At 44.6% G+C, this 13,213-nt stretch carries 17 protein-coding genes and 2 pseudogenes; 15 read left to right on the top strand and 4 right to left on the bottom strand.

The window, feature by feature from the left end; translation table 11 throughout:
* The first annotated feature begins 195 nt into the window (after window positions 1-195).
* Together ACM0OY_RS31595 and ACM0OY_RS31590 are read left to right on the top strand one after the other, a co-directional pair.
* Window positions 196-777 carry a tyrosine-type recombinase/integrase gene (locus ACM0OY_RS31595; RefSeq protein WP_414572718.1) on the top strand — a complete coding sequence of 194 codons (582 nt, stop codon included), beginning with the start codon at window positions 196-198 and terminating at the stop codon, window positions 775-777.
* A gap of 143 nt (window positions 778-920) precedes the next feature.
* Window positions 921-1,259, top strand: coding sequence for a hypothetical protein (locus tag ACM0OY_RS31590; protein ID WP_414572717.1), 339 nt, complete (start codon window positions 921-923; stop codon window positions 1,257-1,259).
* Between the two features lie 20 nt (window positions 1,260-1,279).
* Here ACM0OY_RS31590 and ACM0OY_RS31585 read toward each other — a convergent pair.
* The 3 genes and pseudogenes from ACM0OY_RS31585 to ACM0OY_RS31575 form a co-directional block, all read right to left on the bottom strand.
* Window positions 1,280-2,920 (bottom strand): annotated as a pseudogene (locus ACM0OY_RS31585) (AAA family ATPase); the annotation flags it as partial.
* A gap of 237 nt (window positions 2,921-3,157) precedes the next feature.
* A pseudogene (locus ACM0OY_RS31580) lies at window positions 3,158-3,652 on the bottom strand (DnaB-like helicase N-terminal domain-containing protein); the annotation flags it as partial.
* A 196-nt stretch (window positions 3,653-3,848) separates the two neighbouring features.
* A complete protein-coding gene (locus ACM0OY_RS31575; protein ID WP_414572716.1) occupies window positions 3,849-4,091 on the bottom strand; it encodes a helix-turn-helix domain-containing protein in 243 nt (80 codons plus the stop codon).
* A 375-nt stretch (window positions 4,092-4,466) separates the two neighbouring features.
* Between ACM0OY_RS31575 and ACM0OY_RS31570 the strand changes: the two genes are divergently transcribed.
* The 12 genes from ACM0OY_RS31570 to ACM0OY_RS31515 all read left to right on the top strand — a co-directional run bounded on the left by ACM0OY_RS31570 (window position 4,467) and on the right by ACM0OY_RS31515 (window position 10,233).
* The gene (locus ACM0OY_RS31570; protein ID WP_414572715.1) at window positions 4,467-4,676 is read left to right on the top strand and encodes a hypothetical protein; all 210 of its coding nucleotides are present in this window, start codon (window positions 4,467-4,469) and stop codon (window positions 4,674-4,676) included.
* A gap of 77 nt (window positions 4,677-4,753) precedes the next feature.
* A complete protein-coding gene (locus ACM0OY_RS31565; protein ID WP_414572714.1) occupies window positions 4,754-5,059 on the top strand; it encodes a hypothetical protein in 306 nt (101 codons plus the stop codon).
* Window positions 5,031-5,501: a hypothetical protein gene (locus tag ACM0OY_RS31560; protein WP_414572713.1), complete on the top strand. Its 471-nt coding sequence runs from the start codon at window positions 5,031-5,033 to the stop codon at window positions 5,499-5,501. The genes ACM0OY_RS31565 and ACM0OY_RS31560 overlap by 29 nt, the downstream gene beginning before the upstream one ends.
* On the top strand, window positions 5,488-5,748 hold the full coding sequence (locus ACM0OY_RS31555; RefSeq protein WP_414572712.1) for a hypothetical protein: 261 nt from the start codon (window positions 5,488-5,490) through the stop codon (window positions 5,746-5,748). Before ACM0OY_RS31560 ends, ACM0OY_RS31555 begins: the two co-directional genes overlap by 14 nt.
* Window positions 5,749-5,764: 16 nt before the next feature.
* On the top strand, window positions 5,765-6,280 hold the full coding sequence (locus ACM0OY_RS31550; RefSeq protein ID WP_414572711.1) for a hypothetical protein: 516 nt from the start codon (window positions 5,765-5,767) through the stop codon (window positions 6,278-6,280).
* Window positions 6,280-6,552: a hypothetical protein gene (locus ACM0OY_RS31545; protein ID WP_414572710.1), complete on the top strand. Its 273-nt coding sequence runs from the start codon at window positions 6,280-6,282 to the stop codon at window positions 6,550-6,552. Before ACM0OY_RS31550 ends, ACM0OY_RS31545 begins: the two co-directional genes overlap by 1 nt.
* The gene (locus ACM0OY_RS31540; protein WP_414572709.1) at window positions 6,534-7,073 is read left to right on the top strand and encodes a hypothetical protein; all 540 of its coding nucleotides are present in this window, start codon (window positions 6,534-6,536) and stop codon (window positions 7,071-7,073) included. The genes ACM0OY_RS31545 and ACM0OY_RS31540 overlap by 19 nt, the downstream gene beginning before the upstream one ends.
* A complete protein-coding gene (locus ACM0OY_RS31535; RefSeq protein ID WP_414572708.1) occupies window positions 7,063-7,278 on the top strand; it encodes a hypothetical protein in 216 nt (71 codons plus the stop codon). Before ACM0OY_RS31540 ends, ACM0OY_RS31535 begins: the two co-directional genes overlap by 11 nt.
* Before the next feature lie 46 nt (window positions 7,279-7,324).
* The gene (locus ACM0OY_RS31530; protein WP_414572707.1) at window positions 7,325-7,690 is read left to right on the top strand and encodes a hypothetical protein; all 366 of its coding nucleotides are present in this window, start codon (window positions 7,325-7,327) and stop codon (window positions 7,688-7,690) included.
* Window positions 7,691-7,701: 11 nt separating this feature from the next.
* The gene (locus ACM0OY_RS31525; protein ID WP_414572706.1) at window positions 7,702-7,953 is read left to right on the top strand and encodes a hypothetical protein; all 252 of its coding nucleotides are present in this window, start codon (window positions 7,702-7,704) and stop codon (window positions 7,951-7,953) included.
* A 303-nt stretch (window positions 7,954-8,256) separates the two neighbouring features.
* The gene (locus tag ACM0OY_RS31520) at window positions 8,257-9,444 is read left to right on the top strand and encodes an IS110 family transposase (RefSeq protein WP_414572705.1); all 1,188 of its coding nucleotides are present in this window, start codon (window positions 8,257-8,259) and stop codon (window positions 9,442-9,444) included.
* A 36-nt stretch (window positions 9,445-9,480) separates the two neighbouring features.
* On the top strand, window positions 9,481-10,233 hold the full coding sequence (locus tag ACM0OY_RS31515; protein WP_414572704.1) for a hypothetical protein: 753 nt from the start codon (window positions 9,481-9,483) through the stop codon (window positions 10,231-10,233).
* A gap of 656 nt (window positions 10,234-10,889) precedes the next feature.
* Here ACM0OY_RS31515 and ACM0OY_RS31510 read toward each other — a convergent pair.
* A complete protein-coding gene (locus ACM0OY_RS31510) occupies window positions 10,890-12,539 on the bottom strand; it encodes an alpha/beta hydrolase (RefSeq protein WP_414572703.1) in 1,650 nt (549 codons plus the stop codon).
* Between ACM0OY_RS31510 and ACM0OY_RS31505 the strand changes: the two genes are divergently transcribed.
* Entirely contained in the window at window positions 12,539-12,772 is a 234-nt protein-coding gene (locus ACM0OY_RS31505) for a hypothetical protein (protein WP_414572702.1), read from the top strand. The two genes, ACM0OY_RS31510 and ACM0OY_RS31505, sit on opposite strands and share 1 nt — an antisense overlap.
* Window positions 12,773-13,213: the final 441 nt, after the last annotated feature.

The following is a 13,213-nucleotide window of genomic DNA, read 5'->3' as shown; positions in this document are numbered from 1 at the left end:
AATAAATCTGTTTTATGAGCGATTGAAATTTATGTAAATCTTCCTCTTTTATGTAAAAGCAGTACAAGCGCTGATGCTCTGTGATGCTTGTTCTGATTACGATTGAGGCGAATATTTCTAATACTAAAAATTAGGAATATTCCGGTTTAACCATTGCAACTGGTTAAACCGGAACAGGTCGCAGACGAAAAGAATATGAAAAATAATCGAAATGGTCAAGCCGCTGTTTTGACAAACCAGGAGTACTCCAAAATTCGCAGCCAAATTCGCAATCAAAAATATAAGTTGCTTCTAGATCTGGCCTGGTACACTGGCGAACGCTGGGGGGCGTTGGTCAAGTTGAAGGTGGCAGACTGCTATAACGCTGACGGTACACCACGCGAGTATATTAACTTTCCTGCCAGGTTTCGTAAAGCGGCACCCGATGGTACGCGCAAAACTCGCCAAGTGCCTGTACATCCGGTTCTTTTTGACTCACTTAAGATATACCAGTCAGGTGATTCTATTTGGCTATTCCCCAGTAGACCACCAGAAGATAAGCCGATATCGGCTCGTTGGGCTGACGCAATTTTGAGAAAAGCCGTTGATCGGGCTGGATTGGTTGTTAAGGGTATCAGCACCCACAGTACCCGCCGGAGTTTTATTACGAAGTTGCACCGCAACGGGACTGACCTTTACACCATTAAACAGATTACTGGCCACCAAGACTTCAAATCACTAGAGCGCTATGTCGAAATCGATAGCGATCGCGTTAAGGGGGCAATCAACGCACTATGATTTTTCTGCCAAAACCAACTAGTGCGAATATCTTAAACTTGAGTAAATGTCGCGATCGCCTGTTTTCATTGTTTGGCGATCGCATTTTTTATGCTTAGCTGATAAGCTGTATTGACGTGTCACACGTCAATAAAGAGTTTTTTATGAATAAAGGCGGACACACTAGCGGTACTTGGGGAACTGGTAGCACCTGGCGAAGTGGCCCCACTAAAACAATTCGAGTACCAGTTGCTTTGGAAGCGAAAATTATGGAATATGCCAGAGCAATAGACAGCGGTATTGACGTGTCACACGTCAATACAGGCGATTTGATTCTTAAAGCAATCGACAGCTACACCAAGATTAGACGCAAGGGGTATCGCCCTAACCAGTATTCCAAAAAACCAGACATCACCAGCCGTACCTGGGATGAGCTACGGAAATTTCAAAAACTGGTGCAGGAGAATTCGCAAGCACTAGGCATTTACGATACTTGCGAGTAGCACTCCGCCAAGTTATAATGTCAGGCTTTTGCTAGCTGGTGAGGCCAAAAAGCTTTTGCTAATCGTTTTTTGCGATCATCAGATTTAAGCCAGATGCCATCGGCTCGAATATCAATAATGGTGGCAAAGGTTTCATTGTGTTTACCAACCAGAATAACAACCTTATCCCCTACTTTTAAGTCGTGCCGGGGAGATTTTTCACAGGATTGCAAGTCTGTAAACCGCAGGCCAACTGTGCCTCGCCCTGGAACCTGACAGCTAGCCTCAGACATTCTGTCAAAAATTAGGAACACTGTTGCTTCTCGTTTAAGCGACGAACTCCAGTAAACGCCTTTCTCTTCAAGCAGGGGCAGGAGGGGTAATTCTGATTTTGTAGCCGAGGGGGCAGGGGAGGGGTGATCGTCGCAGGAGACGATCACCCCACGATCACCCCCACGATCACCCCTAGAGTCGTTACTTGGCAAGACTTCTGGCTGATGCTGATCGGCTGATCGCGAAAAATGCTGATTATTTTTTTCTGAGTCTGATTTTTTTTCTGGCGATTTTTCTGTACTTAGACGATCACCTTTGGCTGTATCTTTTGCCGTGTCTTGGTTCACGGGGTGATCGTCAGGGGTGATCGTGGGGTGATCGGGGGTGATCGGGTATTCTGGGCTACTTTGAGGCAATCCAGCCCCTAACTGATTACTATCAAGGCTTTCAGGGTTTTTAGGTGGCTGATCGGGGGTGATTGTGGGGTGATCGTCAGGGATGATCGCCACTGACTCCAGAACTAAAAAGTACTGGGTCGCTTGCCCTGGTCGGCGATCAGCTGAGATTAGCCCATCGGCTCCTAGTCCTGACAAGCAGTTGCGAATGTGTCCGTCTGAATAGCCCAGCAGGTGAGCCAGTTCCTTGGATGTAAACCTGATATTCCGGTTCTTGCTGAAGAAATCTAAAAGCGCGTCTTTGGCTGACTGCTCGGAGACGTTTGACCCCTGATCCGGTTCTTCTCCCAGAAATGTGAAGCTGACATCTTCAGGATTAAAGTACATCCGGTATTTCTTGCCGCTTGAGCGTGATCGCGATTTGTCGATCTCTAATATCCGGTCGTAGGCGGTAGCTGTCTCCTTATTGTCTTTAGATAGCGTCCAAACTTCTGATACAGCGTTTCTAATTGCTGTAGTACCGCGAATGCCCCCTTCTTTATTTGTGTGGTGAATGATGACAAAGGTGGTTTTGTATTGGTTAGCCAGTCCGGTCATCTCCAAAATCGGGCGGGCATACTCCATTTCCGATTCGCGGTAAACAGAGAAGCGGTTGGCAGTCGAGAGCGAGTCGATGAAGACAATCTCTGGCTGGAATTCTTTTAAATCCTGGATCAGTGTTGGCATGTTCTCAGCACTCCAGCCAAAGCGGACACGAACATGTTCGCCGATGTCGCTTTCTGAATAACCCAGGGAATCTAAAGCTTGCAGCATGTCGCCGGGGCTTTCGTCTCCTTGGTAGTAGAGAATTTTCCTTTTACCTGTGGTTACGAATGAACCAAATTGAGTGCCTTGAATCAAGATTTTACCAATTGCATAGGCAAATTTTGTTTTACCAACTCCACCGTCTGATGCCAATAAGATTGTTGTACTTTTAGGAATTAGTCCGTTTAATAACCATTCTCTGACTGTGGAACCCGCTAACTCTCTTAACTCATCGTAGGTGAGTAATTTAGTACATTGAGCAATGAGAGTTTTTAAGTAGAAGTGTTCTAAGAATCCCATCGAAAGGTGATGGTCATCCGCTAGTCTTTTGAGTTTTAAAAGTCTTAAGGATGGTTGGGGACAAGTTGTATAAATACTTGTCAGTTCCGAGAGCAATCTATCGTGTAGCCATTGCTCATGTTCATCCTTAGTTGCCGCAATTGGAAGTTCGATAACTGAGCGAGTTTTCTCTGCAACCATTGAAAAAATCTCTGGTATATCTAGCTCTGTTTCATATCCCAATTTATTGATTTCGTTGGCGACACGAATTAAGTCACGTCGAACAAATGCATTAATAACTAATTCGGCTAGACTATCTATGTTAACTGCGCTTACAGTTCTATCTACTACAGTTGCTAGTTTGTTTCTACCCCCAATTCTTGACAGAATGTCATGGTCAGATAACCAGCTAGTGACACTCAACATGTCGGTGGGTTTCTCTTTGTTGCAAAGTCTCAAACAAGCTTGATAAATGTCTTTATGGGCACTGATGTAAAAGTGTTCTGGTTTTAATCTATCCTTAATCCGATAAATCGCTTCTGGGTCTAATAATATACCACCTAATATTGCTTCTTCTGCTTCTATATTGCATGGTGGAAGTCTATCTGAATTGGATTGAAAGTTAGGTGATTCTTGGGGAAATTTATAAATACCTTGTGTCATTTTTCTGTCCCCAAAAAACTTACTATTGTGTTAGAATTATTCGTAGTGAAGGCACTAGAATTTATCTGAATGTCTAGAGTATTCTTTGCTTTCCTGTTATTATTCATCTTGTTATTATTCATTTTGGTAATTAACTCGCTCACTGCCGATAGTGCTAGTGAGCGGGCTTTTTTTTGTCAACTAATCATCTTTTCATTTATTCGTCATCTGGTATACCCTCTACGTCTATTCGGAAAGCCTTGGCAAGAGTTTTTAGAGACACACCCAGCTCACGAGCAAGAGCAACAGCATTGTCAAACCGGGGAATTTTTTTTCCACTCTCCCAGTCGCCGATAATGCGAATGCCTACGCCCATACGCTGGCTTAGTTGTGGCTGAGTGAGATCAGCGCTTTCTCTAAGAGTCTTCAAGGTCGGAGTTTCATGTGAGTTTGGATTCATGTTAGCACTATCGTGCTAGCACTTTAGTACTTGACAGTACAGATGGCTTGCACTAAAGTGCTAGTTATAAGGTAAACAAAAGGGCAGGCTCAACGAGCCTGGCCAAACCTGCTTAGCTATTAAGCCTGCCTTTTGCTAGTGTCTCACCCAAAAGTAAAGCCGCAATAACACCCGCTTCCCCGCACCATCTTGTGCGGCAAATATGGAGCAAGCACCCGCGCCACCTTGCACGGAAACACCTTGTACCTGATGCTCAATGACTGATGACTACCTAACTCCCAACCAGACAGAGATAGCAGCCTGTAGCCAGTGAGGCGATGTAAAGACCTGCTAGGGAGTTTCAAAAGTGCGATCGTGACTTAGTAACCAAAAACCATGAGCGACGAAGTATTAAAAATTCGCTACATCCCCCACATATCCCAATATGCCGATCCAGCGAAATTTCATAAGATTCTCGGCGAACTAGACGAGAAAAAGCCCGATTGTCCCCACAACGTAGATGCGGCCGAAACCCTGGCTAAACCGCCAGAAAGGCGTGGTTGGCAGCAAATTTATGTTCAGGCATCTGAGCAGTGGAACGGATAACAGACAAGTAAAAAGGCGATCGCCGCTTACGGAGTGCGATCGCCAACAATTGCAATAGTTAAGGAGATTTTACTACGATGAGCAAGCCAATTGGCTACTACACAGGCTATACCCCAGGTGACGGCTCTTACCTGGAAGAATTGCAGGAGAAATATGGATCAACGTTCGAGAAGATGAGCAAGCGCGAGAAACTGTTTCTCGTCTCGACTCTTGCATCGCACCTCTGCGTAGCTGAGCAAGGTGAAACCCGCGATGAGATCTACATTCTCAGCGTGGACTTGCAATCAAAACTCCCCGCATCTGAACAAGCAGGATTATTGGAAGCACTAGTCGCCCAAATTCGCTGGGGTAACCATGACTCAACAACTGTACACAACTCCTGAAGCTGCCGAGCTTACAGGAATTAAAGAAGCGACGATCCGCAGTTGGTTGCGTCGTCACCCGCAAGTTTTTCAGCTTGACGTGCATTTGGTTGTAGATGAACACGGTCAAAAACTTTGGACTGATGCAGGCATTGACTTACTGCGTTCTCGCGCACCGAAAAATGCATTGGACAACGATGCAAATTTTGATACAGATGACGATGCACCCGATTTGCTTGAATCACTGCTCGAAGATAGCGCACAACAACTAGCCCGCCAATACTGGCGACTCTTACCCGGTCGCGTGTTGCACCGCATCAAGCAGATGAAGGACAATCCCACCCCTGAAGAGAGGAAAATAGTGCAAACCTCAGTCCGCGCTGCAATCAACAGTGGAACCGCGCATCTACTCTTGCCCACATATGAGCCGATGCTACTGGAGGGAGGAGATGAAGCAGAGTAAACAGCAGCAGCCAGTGGGTAAAGTCGTCCCGTTCACTGGCGAGTTTTATCCAGTACCAGACCCCGAACCCACACCCGCAGAGAACAACACTGCGGCATATTTAGTCATGCTTGCAGCTGCACTAGTCGCAGGGTTGAGTATTGGTGCAATTTCCACCTACCAGAGTACAGATCAAGTGCAGCTGCGCCAAATGAAAGCTGACCAGGCACAGCTGCAAGATGTCAAAACCCAAGTTTGTAGACAGTAGTAAACAGGAGTAAACAATGGGAATACTGGCACGCATTACCAGCGCTGGGAAATCTAGCAGCAACAACAATAATCAGTCCTCACTTGCATCTGGTGGTCACGGCATAGATAAAAATCGGGTACTGGCTCCAACAGATCCAAATGTGATTAACCCAGTCACCGCGGGGACCTGGGAGACTGTTAGGACAGCACCCGTCAACCATACACCACGCTACTTCAACAAAGCTGAAGCCGATGCACTCAAACAGGTTGCGACCCAGAAGAAGGAAGAAGCACGTCAAGCCAAACGCGCCTATAAATCCCTCAAGAAACTAGAAGAAGCTGATGCACAGGTACACGTTGCACACCGCCGTTATATCAAGGGCGTTGCTGACAACGAACTCGTGAAAAAACGCGCTGATGCTTCAACCGCCAGACATCTGCACGCCCAGCGTCCTGAATACGCTCGTTTGGGATTTGGACTAGACCGCGCCGAAAACAACGCCCAAAAACGTGTTGAAGAACTCAAAGCCAAAATCAAGGACAAATACTAATGGATAAGGCGGTACACCTGGGGGCTTGGTTCCTTTTGGGGTGTATCGCCTCTAGCTTTGTGGCTTGGCTAGGGGCGCTGCATCCTGCTTTATTCCGGGTGATGTGGGTTATCTACATCATGTCCTTTGCTGGGTTAGCTCTTGCGCTAGTGACAGACGATGCAGTTAGACCGTTGCTGAAACTATCCGAGCCTGACTATTATGCACTGCTGATTGCCATTGCATCAGCGATTGTTTTGGGGGGAATGCTGTCATGGTTAATAGGTGGCTAAAAACCAACTGTCTTGTAGCTAGTGCAACAGCTTTCTGGCTGACTGCACTTTCTCCAGTTCCGGCGATCGCTAAGGGTATCAGTTACAGTTTGGCGCTAGCTGCATCAGTGCAGCTAGTTGGTGAGTCGCGGCGACTGATAGTGCAAGATGCCCGCAACGCCGCTTTACGAGCCATGAACCAGGAGTTAGAACAGGTTGAAATTGCACTGCACACCCAACAGCAAGAGCAAGCACTCTATGAGGTCTACGGTACTGCGCCGACTTACCCGCCTGAAGTCAAACAAGAGTTAACCCAATCGCTAGAACACTTATATAAAGAGCCAAGTGCAGAACACCCTGGTGAAACTTCACCTTCAACTTCAATCACTAGAGGCTTCTATCTGGCTGTGAAGTCGTTGCTTGAAGTTAAGGGCGAAACCTACGTCATTGAAAAGGTGTTACGGCTGGGGGGTGGACAGTGGGAAAAGGGCAAACAGCAATTGCAACAGATTTTAGAGGAGGGACAAGCGAATGGGTGGTAGAAAACAACTTTTTACTATTGTTGGTAACAGTGCAGATTCAGAAGATGCTCTCCTGGAGAGTTATACCGGATTAGTGGATGTCCCCAAGTCTGCCGCTGATACTAATGCTCATAATACGTGGCAAAAAATCGATAGAAGAGGTTGGGCTGATGAACATGAAGCCGCGATGGAGACAGCGAAAACTTATGTAGATTCGCTTGAGTAAGTACGAACATCAAAACGTTAACAGGTAAAAAAAATAGCACACAAACATGGAAGTTAAAACTATTACCTTTAAAAGAGTTCTAAACATTGGAAACTTTGAAAATAAGCATCTAGAACTATCGGCTCAAATAGGCGATGGGGAAGATGATGAAGAAGCAATTTCTTTACTTATGGAGAAAGTTGAACGCAAACTTAGAGAGCCAAGAGAAAAGGAAATTGTGAATCAAATTCAAACTTTGGAATCTAGAGCTAATAGCCTTAGAGAGAGAATTTCTTACTATGAAGAAAGGCTGGGCGAACTCAAAAGTAAGCATGAGGAAAGCCAACAACAACCACAAGAGCCAGACCCCGATGATATCCCTTTTGAAGGCGGGGAAGCTCCTAAGACCGATAATACACTTAGTAATTTTTGAAAAGAAACACAATGACTGACTTAACAGATTTAAAACTAGCCAAATGTATACATTGTGGATCGACTAATACCCGGCATGATTCAGCATTTGGTTTTTATAAATGTGAAAGTTGCTCAACAGTTTGGGGTAAAGACGAAGACGATCCAGACTATGACGAAACTGTAAGTTGTCCTGATTGTTGGGGTACAGGATTAATTTATGCCTACGTCAACGACAGCAACCCCAGTAAATGTACAACTTGCAAGGGAACTGGGTATATGTAGCCTGATGAGCCGGACTGACTCACCGGCGAAACGCGATTGTAAACGCGATCGCGTCGCGGTCTGGAGTCCAAACCAGACGTACAGCACGTTGCACGGCAGCTTAGGGCTTTTTTGCCGAATCAAGCTTTAATGGCTTTCGCGCATTCGCAAGCTCGGCTGCTGTGACCGCGCTGTTCCCTCCCTGTGTCGCCGTCAGTTCCCGCTGACGGCTATTGCCTTGAGAGTGAATTAGGCTCAACGGCCTTCGGGTGATTCGCAGGCATGGCATCAGGGTACAAACTGAACCACCCAGAGGAGAACTAAATGGTTGTAATTTTGGGACTTGATGTTAGCAAGTCCTCAGTTTCTGCTTGCCTGCTGAATGAAAAGCCGAAAGATCCACGTCAATTTTATTATGAATGTCCGTTTAGATGCTTTAGCGCCAACGCAAGGGGTATTCAAGAACTACTCGCGCTCAAGCCGGACATTGCACTATTGGAGCCAACTGGCAATAACTACAGCAAGCTTTGGGGCACTCACTTAGCCCGTGCAGGGGTAGAAGTCCGGCTGGTCGGTCACAAGGAATTACGAAATTATCGAGCTAATCAACTGGCCCTACCAGACAAGGATGATGATGCCGATGCCTTAGCACTCGCCTGCTACTACTTTGACTATCACGCTGAACCACGTCGATTTGTCCAAATTCGTGACCAAGCAATAGTCAAAATTCGTGAACTGGTGCTGAGACTTGCTCATCTCAACCGGGTTCAATCACCGATCATAAATCGAGCAAGACAAGATTTGGCTTGGCAATTTCCAGAGGTGGCACACGTGCGCTCACTTCGAGGTGAATCTGGGTTAGCTCCGTTGCTATGGGGCTGGTTAGCGGGTGAAAGGAAGTCTACGCGCTACGATCGGCTTTATGCTCAAACGGCTGGCTTGGGGATTACAGACACGGTGCGCCAACACGCAAAGCGGATCTGCAATCTCCAATGCGAAGAACACGCCATTGAACAAGAATTGCGGCAATTGCTTGCTGACTCCCGCTTTGAACCATACTGTCAAGTTTTCAAAAAGTTTGGTTTCGGCGATCGCCTTTCTTCGGTGTTAATATCTCAGATTTACCCCATCGAGGGATTCTTGGATGCAGATGGTAAACCAGAGGTGAGGATACGGCAGGGGCGAAACTCCAAAAAGCCCACTAAACGGCATCTCTCACTACGGAGATTTCAAAAAGCTTTAGGTGCTGCACCTTCACTAGTAGCATCTGGTGACAGCAAGAAAACTAAAGTCATTGGCGGTTCTGACCTGTGTCGCAAGGCTTTATGGCAGTGGGTTTACACCCGCATTGAGCCTCGGCGATCGCGCCTGAAAAATGATATTGGTCAGCATCTGGGGAGTCAAATGGATGCTGAAAAAGCAGCCGGTCGCCCAGCGAAGCTTGTCAGAAATCGGATTGCAGCGAAAGCAGCAAGGCTACTGTTCAGAGAACTAGTTAAAAATTTGACGTGACAAAAAAAAGAATTATTTCTAGCAGCGGGGGAAATTGTGGAAATCTTTTTTGTTGGGGCAAAGCCCTGGACAGCGCGACTCACTAATCACCCAGTGATGGTAAGCATTAACGCCTTACACGACTACGCTGCACTGAGAACTTCTTATTGCGCTTTGGTTGACAGTGGGGCATTTACGCTTGTTAGCTCTCATGGAGGCTACCCAGTGGGAAGCTTGCCAAAATACGCAAGTAAAGCCTTACAAATCAACAACCAGCGCATTTTGGGTTTCGTAACCCAAGACTATATGTGTGAAAGCTTTGTTTTGGCTAAAACGGGGTATACCGTTCTAGAACATCAGCGTTTTACCATTTACCGATACAAGGCGCTGACACGAATCATCGAAAAAACTTTCTACGTTATGCCAGTAATTCAAGGCTATCAGCCTGATGAGTACGTCGAGCATGTAAGGATGTACGGTGAAATCTTGCCACCAAACGCTTGGGTAGGTGTTGGAAGTATATGCAAGCGCAACGAACAACCAGAACTTGTATACCCGGTACTTGCTGCCATCAAGTCAGAGCGTCCAGATTTAAAACTTCACGGATTCGGTCTGAAGAAAACAGCTTTGCAAAATTCTTGCATTTGCAATTTGCTTTTTAGTTCAGATTCATTCGCCTGGAGTTACGACGCGAGGCGAAATGGACTCAATACTGACTCATCTTATTTTGCGGACAAGTATGCAGAAGAAATTTACTGTCTAATTCGGGGAAGGTTTTCCACAGCTTCCCCCTCTGCTATAAATTACTAGAGTGAATGCGCGGATGGGTAGATGTTCAAAACCAAATTGCAGTAAGTAACCTTCAAGTTCCCCTGCTGCAAGAGTTTTGGGGAAAATAGCTAAGAAAGTACCCGCGTACCTTACACAGACTAGGTTCTAGCTGTTTTCCTCAAACCAAATATCAATTTTACATGCTATGATTACTTCGTCCGCGCTACCGAACCTTGAAAACCCTATATAAACTGTCTTTCAGGCTACGGCGGTTGAAATTTCATTTACTCCCTATTAGGGATTGAAACTACAATCACAGTCAGTTGACTCTGTGTGATTCCACTGGTTGAAATTTCATTTACTCCCTATTAGGGATTGAAACAGAATCGCGCCAACTAGATGTCCACTGGTCTTGGGTTGAAATTTCATTTACTCCCTATTAGGGATTGAAACAGCCTCACCATCGACGCCAAACCCGCCGATGGATGTTGAAATTTCATTTACTCCCTATTAGAGATTAAAAGTTATTACAAAATCAATATTAATTACAATATCTCTGAAACTCTTATTACTCTGTGCCCTCTGCGTCCTCTGTGGTTCGATTTTCCATTATATTTTCCTAAGTAACAATCAAATAAAAATCATCACATTCAATAGTGAAACACCAATATCCAGCATCCAAAATCCAAAGCTGACTATGGTGTTAGGAACTTTTTTTTTAAAGGGTTACCTCCTTGAATATCCAGCATTTGTGCTAATTCAGTTGTATTCAATGACTTAACAAGGCTCAAACCAAGAGAGTTACTAGAAATAGTTTGAGTGTAGCTAGCATTGAGATAACGAACGTATTGTGGCTTTCCTGCAACATAACTTTGGAAGAAAGGCAAACTTAAAACATTCATATAACGATGCGCTTGGGAAGCATCGCCAATCATTTCAGCAGGTAATGATAATTGTTGATTTGTCGTATTAGCGTTACCAATCGTAGAAAAGTGGGTGGCACCTACAAGCATGACAAGATACTTTTGTGGATTTTCCAGCCACGAAAAAGGTAGAATTTGCTCGTATAAAGCCGGCGCAACAGTATCATCACTACTGCTAACAATCATCACTGGAGTTTTGATTTGATTTAAGCCAGCTTGGCCGAAAATAGAACTGGTAATTGGATTAACTGCGATCGCTGCTTTGACTCTCTCATCCCGCAAGCTATAATCTTTGCCAGAGTTATTAATATTCAACTCCAAAGCGCGACACTGGAGCAGTAAAGACATATTCCAGGTTTTTTCCAATTCTGCTAGTTGACAGTCTTGTTTTAACTGCTCAAAGTTGATTTTAGCGCCTGCCAAGGCTAAAGCTGTGTAGCCTCCCAAAGATTGACCAAATACGCCAACGTGTTGCACATTTAACCGATTTTTAAACCGTGAATCAGATTGGTTAGCTTTTTCCAATTGATTCAGTACATATGTAACATCTAAAGGTCGGTCTTTAAATTCACTTGGTTGTGCTAGTTCATTGGCGTGTTTATTCAACAGCAAACGCAATTTTTTAGTATCGCTAGCAGGATGATTGGGAACAGCTACAGCAAATCCATAGGAAGCTAAGTGAGTAGCTAAATATTGAAAGTTACTGCTGTCTAAACCCAAGCCGTGAGAAATCACAATTACAGGTGCGCGAGTTTTAATTTTGGGAATGTAAACATCAGTTAATAAAACCCGATCGCGCTTTGAATCAAAAAACTTTAACGTATATTTTTGTGACTTAAACTTTCCCAGAATTTGTAAGTTAGGTAATTGTGATAAATTTGGTTGTTGGATGCTAGCAGCTTCGATATTTGACTTTTGAGAAACTGCCGCGATCGCTCGATGGGTTTGATTAACAAGTTTGTCCAATTCTGTAGCTATTTGGAAAGTCTGCGCTACATCAAGGTGAATGCTGCTGCTAGGATATTTTCGTAACACATTTAAAAGTGTTAAGCCTCCTGATTCAGCAGAGGCTAAAATCAGCGCTGACCGCAAAGCACCAAATTCTGATTCTGGTTGACGAGATTTGGTTTTAATCACTTGCGCCAACCGATGCAGCAAAAATTCTCCTTGAGATGTGTACAGAAGTTGCGAAACTACTGCCGGACTAACTTTCACACGATTGAGTAGAATCCGCCGCAATTCTTGAAGCTTTTCAACAGGTAAATATTGTTGATATGCTGCTAAATCATCGTTAATTGCACCTGTTTTGGCGTAGTTTTCTAAAGCTGTCACAGAAATCGAAAGCTCTAGAGCTGAATAAGATGCATAAATGCGTTCTGCTGCCGAAACGGAATTACTAATTCCAAACGTTGGCAACACCATTGAAAGAACCAGCAATAGGGAATTTTTTCTCAGGGTGCTGGCCCAATTACCAAACAAACTATTCATCGCTCAACTGTTTCGGTGGTCTGGTTTTGTCACGTGTTGGCTTTGGTAGTTTTTCGGGCGCCCTGCTTGGTTTACAAAAGAATTCAGGAGTCAGAATTCAGGAGTCAGAATTTATTATGATTTCTGTATTAATTGCAGATAGCACAGCATTAGCAAGTCCGCGATAGCGCAGCGTTAGCGAGTATTCGAGCGTCGCATCTGAACAAATGGGTTTTAAACCCCTACAAAATCATAGATTTGATATTGACACTCTCCACGCCTAGAAGCCGGGGAATTCTTGGTTGACAGTCCAATCGTAACCCCGTAGGATTGCTCCAACGCACATCAACAGTCAACCGTTAACCATCAACATTAGATTCTGGCTTCTAAATTCTTCTTCAAACATTTTTTGTTGGCTATAAATTGCACAAATTAGATCGCTACAGAGTCAAACTTGCGGGAAAAGTATCGATTTTACAGAAGGATGACTTCAGTAGTTTGCCTTCACCAGAAAATCATAACAAACGAAAAAATATCCTGCCTCAGTATTTATGTTGTAACTTTGAATGTGCGACAACTTTACTAGGTTAAAAAAACACTAAAGCTTTTGAAAATAATTTCTAATAATT

The sequence above is a fragment of the Nostoc sp. CCY 9925 genome (assembly GCF_963920935.1).
GTDB lineage: Bacteria > Cyanobacteriota > Cyanobacteriia > Cyanobacteriales > Nostocaceae > Nostoc.
The sequence above is the reverse complement of the archived record's forward strand: the minus strand, read 5'-3'. Positions and strand labels throughout refer to the sequence as shown.

What these genes read in the sequence shown, in the direction of transcription:
- ACM0OY_RS31545 (WP_414572710.1), top strand. Translation starts at nt 6,280, where the DNA reads ATGGATAAGGCGGTACACCTGGGGGCTTGGTTCCTTTTGGGGTGTATC.
- ACM0OY_RS31540 (WP_414572709.1), top strand. Translation starts at nt 6,534, where the DNA reads ATGGTTAATAGGTGGCTAAAAACCAACTGTCTTGTAGCTAGTGCAACA.
- ACM0OY_RS31535 (WP_414572708.1), top strand. Translation starts at nt 7,063, where the DNA reads ATGGGTGGTAGAAAACAACTTTTTACTATTGTTGGTAACAGTGCAGAT.
- ACM0OY_RS31565 (WP_414572714.1), top strand. Translation starts at nt 4,754, where the DNA reads ATGAGCAAGCCAATTGGCTACTACACAGGCTATACCCCAGGTGACGGC.
- ACM0OY_RS31510 (WP_414572703.1), bottom strand. Translation starts at nt 12,539, where the DNA reads ATGGTGTTGCCAACGTTTGGAATTAGTAATTCCGTTTCGGCAGCAGAA.
- ACM0OY_RS31525 (WP_414572706.1), top strand. Translation starts at nt 7,702, where the DNA reads ATGACTGACTTAACAGATTTAAAACTAGCCAAATGTATACATTGTGGA.
- ACM0OY_RS31560 (WP_414572713.1), top strand. Translation starts at nt 5,031, where the DNA reads ATGACTCAACAACTGTACACAACTCCTGAAGCTGCCGAGCTTACAGGA.
- ACM0OY_RS31555 (WP_414572712.1), top strand. Translation starts at nt 5,488, where the DNA reads ATGAAGCAGAGTAAACAGCAGCAGCCAGTGGGTAAAGTCGTCCCGTTC.
- ACM0OY_RS31590 (WP_414572717.1), top strand. Translation starts at nt 921, where the DNA reads ATGAATAAAGGCGGACACACTAGCGGTACTTGGGGAACTGGTAGCACC.
- ACM0OY_RS31570 (WP_414572715.1), top strand. Translation starts at nt 4,467, where the DNA reads ATGAGCGACGAAGTATTAAAAATTCGCTACATCCCCCACATATCCCAA.
- ACM0OY_RS31520 (WP_414572705.1), top strand. Translation starts at nt 8,257, where the DNA reads ATGGTTGTAATTTTGGGACTTGATGTTAGCAAGTCCTCAGTTTCTGCT.
- ACM0OY_RS31575 (WP_414572716.1), bottom strand. Translation starts at nt 4,091, where the DNA reads ATGAATCCAAACTCACATGAAACTCCGACCTTGAAGACTCTTAGAGAA.
- ACM0OY_RS31530 (WP_414572707.1), top strand. Translation starts at nt 7,325, where the DNA reads ATGGAAGTTAAAACTATTACCTTTAAAAGAGTTCTAAACATTGGAAAC.
- ACM0OY_RS31595 (WP_414572718.1), top strand. Translation starts at nt 196, where the DNA reads ATGAAAAATAATCGAAATGGTCAAGCCGCTGTTTTGACAAACCAGGAG.
- ACM0OY_RS31550 (WP_414572711.1), top strand. Translation starts at nt 5,765, where the DNA reads ATGGGAATACTGGCACGCATTACCAGCGCTGGGAAATCTAGCAGCAAC.